An 8,097-nucleotide genomic window follows, 5' to 3' on the forward strand; every position below is an offset into this window, starting at 1 on the left:
CCACCCCCGCCCCGTGTGCCCGGGCGGAAGAGGCCAAGGGGGCGTTCGCCCTGCGGGCCCGCGCCGTCTGGGGCCACCCCCATGCCCCCACCCCCCCCCGACCCCACCCCCCCGTCCTCGATGACCGCCACTTCGCGCGAGCGGGTGAACTTGAGGGCATTGGAAAGGAGGTTTGCCAGCACCTGGCGCAACATGGCCGCGTCAGCCTGCACCGGCGGCAGCGGATGCAGTTTGAACTCGATGAGCCGATCCGGTTCCTGCGCGGCACACCTCTCATACTCGGCTTGGGCCAGCGCATTCAGGTCAACCTCCGTCAATCGCATCGGCTGACGGCTCGACCGCGAGAAGGCGAGCAGGTCGTCGATCAACGCGCCCATGCGCTGCGTTTCGCGGGAGATGACGCCTAGCACGCGGCGGCCTTCGTCATCGAGTCTGTCTTCGTAGTCCTTCACCAGGATGCGGTCGTAGCCGTCGATCGCCCGCAGCGGCGCGCGCAGGTCGTGCGCGACGGAGTAGCTGAACGCCTCCAGTTCATGGTTAGCGGCTTCGAGTTGCGCGGTGCGGTCGCGGATGCGCTGTTCCAATTCGGCGTTCAACTGGCAGATCTCTTCCTCGGCCCGCTTGCGCACAGCGATCTCCCACGCCAAGTCAGCGAGGAGTGAAACGGCTTTGCTATCCTCGTCCGTGTAGTTCTCCGGGCAATTCCCCACGCCGAGAATCGCCACAACCTTCTCGTCCCGCATCACCGGCACCACCAATTCACGCACCACCGGCGCATGTCCCGGCGGCAAGCCCTTACGGTGTGGCAGCGAGGCGTAGTCGTTGTGGATCACCGGCCGGCGTTGATGGACGCAATCGGTCCACACTCCCGCGACGGCGATGTCGTAGTGCAGCCCTTTTCCCTCCGCCTTGCAGAATTCCGCTTTGGTCCGGGTGGACCAGTTTTGAAGCCATAGCGTTCTCTGGTCTGGTTCCACGAAGTGATAGAAACCGACCAAGCTGCCTGTCAACGCCTCCGCCTCGTTCAACGTCGCCTCTAGCAACTCATCCAGATTGTGCGTTGCGGCAAACTGGATCAAGCGCAACCGGGCCACGTTGATCTGCTCCGCCCGTTCGCGCTCGGTGATGTCATGAACTATGCCGATGGAGCGAGTGATCTTGCCGGTGGCATCGCGAGAGTGTTCGCATCGTTCGTGGACGACGCGGACCGTGCCGGTATCCTTGCGGATGACGCGGTGTTCGATCTCGTAGGTGTCGCGGTTCTCGCGCAACGAACTGCCATAGGCTTCGTCCACCTTCTGGCGGTCGTCGGGGTGGACACGTTCCAGAAAGGCCTCGTACGTCGCACCGAACTCCTGCGGTATCAACCCGAAGATGCGATAGACCTCGTCCGACCAACTGAGCCGGTTGTGCACTAGATCCAGTTGCCAACTACCCAGATGCGCGATCTCCTGCGCACGCCGCAACTGCTCTTCGCTCTCCCGCACTACCGCCTCCGCATGCGCTCGTTCGGCCAGTTCTCGGCGGGAAGACTCCAGCCTCTGTTGCCGCCAGAGCAGGCCGATCCCGAGCAGGGCCGCCAGCACGAGCATCGCCCCGACCAATCCCGCCGACCACGCCCTTTCCCGCATCGGCGCGTAGACTTCCTCCTGGTCCACCTTGGAGGCCATGAACCACGGCGTGCCCGGCACCGAGCGCACCGTCGTGAGCACCGGCACGCCGCGGTAGTCCACAGTCTCGAACATGCCGATCTGGCCGAGCGCACCCCGCACGGCGGGCAACTCGGTGCGCGTCAGCGGCACCCGCAACGACAGCGCGGTGTTCTCTTGATGGCGCAATTCATTGAGGTAGAGGGCATCGTCGCCGTCGCGCCGGACCAGCAGCGTCTCCGCGGTGCGGCTGGGCGTCGGCCACGTCTGGATGAGGGGGTAGAGGAACCGTTGCGGGTCGACTTCGAGCAGGATGACGGCGAAGGGGGAGGAGGGTCGAGTGTCAATGGTTGAGGAGTCGGGCGCAAAGATGGGGATGGCGAGGCAGATGCGGATGTCACCGCCGCTGTCGCCGCGGTGCAGGTCAGTCATCTGGACGCGCGGGTCACGCAGGACATCACTGACGTGGCTGTTCATGACCGGGCCGGGGCGAATCCCGTCGTCCGGCAGCGTCAACCGCAGTTCGCCCCGCGCGTCGAACAACGAGACCCGGCGGTACTCGTGGTTCTCGGCGAACAACGTCAACCAGTGGATCAACTCCGCCTTCGCTGTCGGGGAAGAATCGTTGAAGAACGTCTGCACATCGCGTGCGAAGAAGGCGGCCTGTCCGATGACTGCCGCGTCGGCGAGCCGCTCTTGCCGCCATGTGACGATCTGCTGCACTTTGAGATCGGCGATGGCGTTGAGTTCGGCCTCCACCTGGCCGCGCGTCTCGACGAGTTGCGCCCGGAGGTAGAACCATCCCGTCAGGGCCACGGCGCCTGCGAGCACCGCAAGGATCGTCATCGGCCACCACCCCGTGAGGCGTGGTGGCGATCGGAGTCCAGGGGACGGTTTCCTCGTGCTCAGGGCCAACAGCGACGCGCCGAGCAGCATGAAAGCGATCGCCGTCGGCAGTGCCATGGGCACCAGGCCCTGGCCGTAGAACAGCGGCTCGCCCGAACTGTAGCTGATCAGCACGGTGACGGCGCCCAACGACACGCCCAGCGTCAGAACCCGCGCCAGATAGCGCGCCGCAGCGCGGTCCGCCAGCGCCGGTGATCGTAGCAGCAGTGCCCCTGAGGTCAGCACGAATGCCAGCGCCGTCATCGGCGACATGCGACCCACCGGGACGCCCTTCAGTGTCGCGTCCGATGACGCCAGCCACTGTTCAAGGGGCAGTTCGAAGCCGAGCAAGTCCCGCGCAAGGAACAGCGCGCCCGCTGCCAGCGCCACCCCGGCCGCAACAAGACAAAACCATGCGCCCGTTCGTCCCTCCGCACCCTGCGCCCGGATGAACACCGCCGCGCCCAACAACAGAAACAGCAGCGCCGTGCTGGGCGCCATGGGGATGAAGTCGCTGCCGAGGGTGCCCATCTGCCAACGGCCGGCCACCCAACTGCCCAGCACCAGCAAGGCGATGCCGCCGATGAGCAATGCGCAGACCTTCGCCAGCCGGCGCCCCAAGGTCTCAAGGTTCGGCTCAGAAGTGACGCGGTATCGTTCTTCCGAGTTCATGGATGTCCCTCGCGTTTGCTCACATCCTCGCTTCTGCGGATGTTCCTGAGCGATGCCCTTCCCTCCGACAACGACTCGCGTTCTGCCGACCCGGTCGAGTCCGGCATTCCGCCCTGACCGTGTGCATTCTCGCGTGCCATAGGTTCGCTCTCGTCCCTGCAAGAACGTGCTTCAACGATTGCGCGATCCTCCCAGCTTCCTGCTTCATCAAGACGTGGCTGACGTGGTGCGCCCAACCTGCGAGGCGCCTTCCCCGCTTCTCTGCGGCCGCGCGCGCGGCCCCCACGGCTGCCGAGTGGGCCCTGAGCTGCTCCTCGGTCTCACTCAAGGTCACGAAGAGCGCCGCAGCCCCGCTGCGTGCACCTGCGGTCAAGAAGTGGTGCCCCAGGGTCGTTTTCCCCGTGCCCGGTCCGCCGCGCACCAGATACGCTTGCTTCGGCAGCAGGCCGCCCATCGTCAGCTCGTCGAGGCCCTCGATGCCCGTCGAGATGCGTCCACCCATGTGGTGTCCCCCGATCCAGCTCACACCTGCGCGATATGGTCGACGGCGCCCTCGTCCACCTGCGCTCACCCCTCTATACCCCTTGCTCATCAAACGGCTCGTCGGTATCAAGCGCTTGCGCAACGCCGCCCCGTCGCCGTACGGTTCTCGCGGAGGTGGGGATGATGGCGCGGGTGCTGGTGGTGGATGACGCCAAGGAACCCCGCCTGCTGCTGCGCAAGATCCTCGAGCGCGACGGTCATGAGGTCGTCGAAGCCGAGGACGGTCTGGAGGCGTTGAGCAGGCTACGTGAGACCGCCTTCGACCTGGTGGTCTCCGACGGGCTCATGCCGCACATGGACGGGTTCCGTCTCCGGCTCGAGATGCGGCGAGACCCCGGTCTTGCGGCCGTACCTTTCATCTTCCATACGGCGAGCTTCATCGACGAGGCCGACGAGCGGCTCGCGCGCGATCTGGGCGCGACGGCCTACCTGATCAAGCCGGCGTCCACGACCGCTGTTCTCGAGGCCGTTGCGGAGGGACTGGCCGTGCGGGGGGTGGCAACCGGCTCAGCGGCCCCGGAGCTCGAGGAGTCCGAGCTCGCGAGGCTGCTGGAGGGCTACAGCCACAGGCTTGAGGACAAGCTCGACGACAAGGTGGTCGAGCTGAGGCACGAGAGGGGCGAGCGCGAGGCGGTCCGCGCGGCGCTCGATCACATTCCGGTGCCCGTGCTCACCCTTGACGCTGCCGGACGAGTGGACTTCGTGAATCGCGAGGCCAGGCGGTTCGAGCTCGGGATCGAACCGGCGGAGCCGAGTGGATTCGATGACGAGTATGCAGCAGACGAGATCCGCGACACGCTCTCGGTCGCGAGGCGGTGTCTCGCGGAGCGTCGGGTGTCTGAGACCACCGCCCGTCTCCGGCGACAGGATGGGCGAGTGCGCACGATGCGCGTATCGATCGCGCCGTACGAGGACAGCGCCGGAGAGCCGCTCGGCGTCGTCTGCGCCGGAGCGGATGTGACGGACCAGATGGAGTACGTGGACTTGCTCCGCTATCTCTCGGAGCACGATCCGCTCACCGACCTGCCGAACCGTCGCGTGCTCGAATCGCGCTTCGAGAGGTTGGTCCAGGGATTGAGCTCCGGATCGACGGGTGCGCTGCTGTTCGTCGACGTCGACCACTTCAAGCAGATCAACGACGAGTTCGGGCACGATGTCGGTGATGCGGCGCTGGTCAACATAGCCCGGACGGTGCGGGCATCGGCACCGAGAGAAGCACTCGTCGCGCGCCTGTGCGGCGACGAGTTCGGTGTGCTCGTCGAGGACGTCGGGCGGCGGGGCGCGCAGGAGGTCGCTGAGACGATCCGAGAGGCGGTGTCAGTCGCGCAGGTGGTCCCTGCCGCATCGAGCCGGCAGGTCACCGTGAGCATCGGGGTCAACGTGTTCCCCGATTCCGAGACGGCGGCGCAAGCGCTTCGCACCAGCGACGAAGCGTTGTATCGGGCGAAGCACACGGGCCGAGACCGGACGGAGGTCGTCGAGGCTGCGAAGAGGCGGCCGGCCGATGAGCCGGCGCCCACGCCGGCGATCACGTTCCGGCCGATGCGCAGCACGCTGACGGGCGAGCTGGTCCGGCTGCGGGCGTGCGTCGACCTGGCGAGCGAACCGGACAGCGCGAGCGAGCCCGGCGCCCTAGGCGGGCCACGCGCCACGCGCGCGACGGTGGAGCCGCTCGCGGGAGCCTTGCTCGAGTCGGCAGCAGGGGTGGCGATCTCGATGCCCTTGGGCCTCGGAGACATGCTCGACCCCGCCGTGTTCGGGCGGCTGCAGGAGGAAGTGTCGCGTCGCGGGGCCGACCCGCGGTGCATCGCGCTGGAGGTGCCGGCCGCACATGTGCTGGGGTGCGCGCCCTCCGAGACGTGGATCAGGGCGGCCGGACACTCAGGCTTCGCGATGTGCCTCGCTGTGGATGAGACGTGTGCCAGTGTCGCGGCGCTGCCGTTGTCGGTGTTCTCGGAGCTGTGGTTCCCCGCGTCGGTGCTCGCGCACCTGAAGGACTCAACGGGGGGCTGTGACGCCGCCCTGGCCGAGTGTGATGCCCGCGGTGTCACTCTGGTGGCGACCGGGGTCGACACGCGTGAGTGTCTCGCGCTCGTGGTCGAGGCCGGCGTGGAGGTCGCGGAAGGCCTCGTGATCGGGCCTGACGTTCACGGCCCGAGCGGACTCGCGGAGCCGCCTGAGGGGGATGAGGTACGTTGACCGGTAGGCGGTTGGGGAGTGACGTGGACTCAGTCAAGGTGTTCGTGATGGGACGGAAGGCGGCATGCGTCGAGGGCCTCGCAGCCATGCTGCACGCCGCTGAAGGTGTTGAGGTGGTCGGTCGGGCAGCGGAGTGGGACTCCGGGCTCACGCGCTCACGGGCACTCGCCGCGGACGTGGTGGTCGTGGACATGGTGCACTGTCCCGACTGCGGCCCGGCGATGACCGCCGATGTCGTGCGGGCTTTGGAGGGCGCGCGAGTCGTCGTGGCGGGCGTGACCGGCGGAGACGTGACCGCGATCGACGCGCTGGAGGCCGGCGCACTCGGATTCATCAACCTGGATCACCTGGAGCCGGAAGCTGTCACCTCGGCGGTCAAGGCGGTGGCGTCGGGCGAGGCCGTCCTCGATTCGAGCGTCTCTACCGCGCTGCTGACCAGGATGCGGAGGCTCTCGATGAGGGCGGCTGCGGCCGGTCCGACGGAATCATCGCCGACGATCCGCGAGGCCGAGATACTCGAGCTGCTCGCGAAGGGCATGTCGAACGCGCAGATGGCCAGGACGCTGCACGTGTCGGAGAGCACCGTGAAGAACCACCTGCACGCGATCTACTCGAAGCTCGGCGTCGATTCCCGGGCGCAGGCGGTCAGCGAGGCGATCCGGAGGGGACTCGTAACCCTCTGACGGCGACCGATGTCGGATTCAGGCGGAGTCGTATCCCGCGCAAGCCGCGAAGGAGAGCAACTCGTCGCGCGCCAGGACGAACGCGTCCGCCACGTCAGGATCGAAGTGGGCGCCGCGCTCGGATTCCACGATGCGAGCCGCGTCGGCCGGCGGCACCGCGGACTTGTAGGGCCGCTTGGAGCACACCGCGTCGAACACGTCGACGATCGCGGCGATCCGGCCCGCGAGGGGGATCTCCTCACCCGCGAGCGCTGCCGGATAGCCGGTGCCGTCCCACCTCTCGTGGTGCGTCAGCGCGATGATCTCCGCGGTCTGGAGCACGTCCGAACTCGAGCCCGAGAGGATGGAAGCGCCGATCCTCGCATGCGTGCGCATCACCGCCGACTCGTCAGCATCCAGCTTGCCTGGCTTCAGCAGGATCCTGTCGGGGATGCCGATCTTCCCGACGTCATGCATGGGCATCGCGTGCATGACCGTGCGGCACCAAGCGTCGGGTTCTCCGAGCCCGCGTGCGATCACGTAGGCGTAGTGGCTCACGCGCGTGATGTGTGCGCCCGTCGCTTCGTCGCGGTATTCCGCGGCCCGCGACAGCCGCTGGATCGTGTCGAGTGTCGCCATCTCGGCGCGATCGAGCGCGGCCTGAAGGTCCGCGGTCTTCGCCTCGACGGCGGCTTCCAGTTCCCGCTCGTGTTCCCGAAGCCGGTCCCCGAGTGCCTTGGTCTTGAGGAGGGATCGGACGCGAGATTGTAGCTCCGCTGGATCGACGGGCTTGCTCAGGAAGTCGTCGGCGCCAGCGTCGAGGGCACGCACTCGGTCGTCGACATCGCCCAGTGACGTGATCATCACGATCGGTGTGCCGCACACTGCGGGGTCCCGCTTGAGCTCGCGGGCGACCTCGAAGCCGTCGAGGCCGGGCATCATGACGTCGAGGAGGGCGAGGTCGGGGAGACCTGCGCGGGCCAAGGCCAATGCGCCGACGCCATCGGCGGCCGCGAGCGTCCGGACGCCCATGCCTTCGAGCCAGAGTTCGATCAGACGCCGACTCGCCGCGTCATCGTCGGCAATGAGTACGATCGGCCGATCGCTGTCCGTCCGCCTCACCAGCCACATGTCGTTGCGCGATCGCTGAAGCGATCGCGAAGTCGGCGTGCCTCCGATCTGGTGTTCCCAAGAACGCGGCTTCGTACGCGGCCCTCCGAGACCGGATCCTCCGCCCGATGACGGGCACATCGGTCCGACTGACCGTCACGAGGCCCCCGGCGATTCTCGTCGTAGCCCCGTTGACGTGCTGGTCGTCTCGTCTTCCTAGACCGTCTCGACCACCGCACCGGCCGGAAGGCCCATGGCACGTTCGGGTAGCGTCGGTTCCCCTCGACTCCGCCGGTGTGACCTATCCCGTGCACCATCTCACCCGCCGTTGATGAGACTGCACGTCTCATCTATCGGAGGGAGAGGTTGTCATGAAC

The 8,097-nt window shown here is 67.1% G+C and carries 5 protein-coding genes; 2 read left to right on the forward strand and 3 right to left on the reverse strand.

Annotated features, from left to right (window positions below; all coding sequences use genetic code 11):
• Both FDZ70_04155 and FDZ70_04160 read right to left on the reverse strand, forming a co-directional pair.
• On the reverse strand, positions 1-3,206 hold a 3,206-nt coding region (locus FDZ70_04155), incomplete at its 3' end, for a PAS domain S-box protein (protein ID TLM78495.1).
• A gap of 19 nt (positions 3,207-3,225) precedes the next feature.
• The gene (locus FDZ70_04160) at positions 3,226-3,708 is read right to left on the reverse strand and encodes a hypothetical protein (GenBank protein ID TLM78496.1); all 483 of its coding nucleotides are present in this window, start codon (positions 3,706-3,708) and stop codon (positions 3,226-3,228) included.
• 35 nt (positions 3,709-3,743) lie between these two features.
• Here FDZ70_04160 and FDZ70_04165 point away from each other — a divergent pair, with 35 nt between their 5' ends.
• Together FDZ70_04165 and FDZ70_04170 are read left to right on the forward strand one after the other, a co-directional pair.
• The gene (locus FDZ70_04165; protein ID TLM78497.1) at positions 3,744-5,948 is read left to right on the forward strand and encodes a diguanylate cyclase; all 2,205 of its coding nucleotides are present in this window, start codon (positions 3,744-3,746) and stop codon (positions 5,946-5,948) included.
• Positions 5,949-5,971: 23 nt separating this feature from the next.
• Entirely contained in the window at positions 5,972-6,631 is a 660-nt protein-coding gene (locus FDZ70_04170; GenBank protein ID TLM78498.1) for a response regulator transcription factor, read from the forward strand.
• Between the two features lie 18 nt (positions 6,632-6,649).
• On the opposite strand, the gene FDZ70_04175 is transcribed toward FDZ70_04170, so the two are convergent.
• A complete protein-coding gene (locus FDZ70_04175; GenBank protein ID TLM78499.1) occupies positions 6,650-7,861 on the reverse strand; it encodes a response regulator in 1,212 nt (403 codons plus the stop codon).
• Positions 7,862-8,097: the final 236 nt, after the last annotated feature.

The organism is Actinomycetota bacterium, from assembly GCA_005774595.1.
In the GTDB taxonomy this organism is placed as follows: domain Bacteria; phylum Actinomycetota; class Coriobacteriia; order Anaerosomatales; family D1FN1-002; genus D1FN1-002.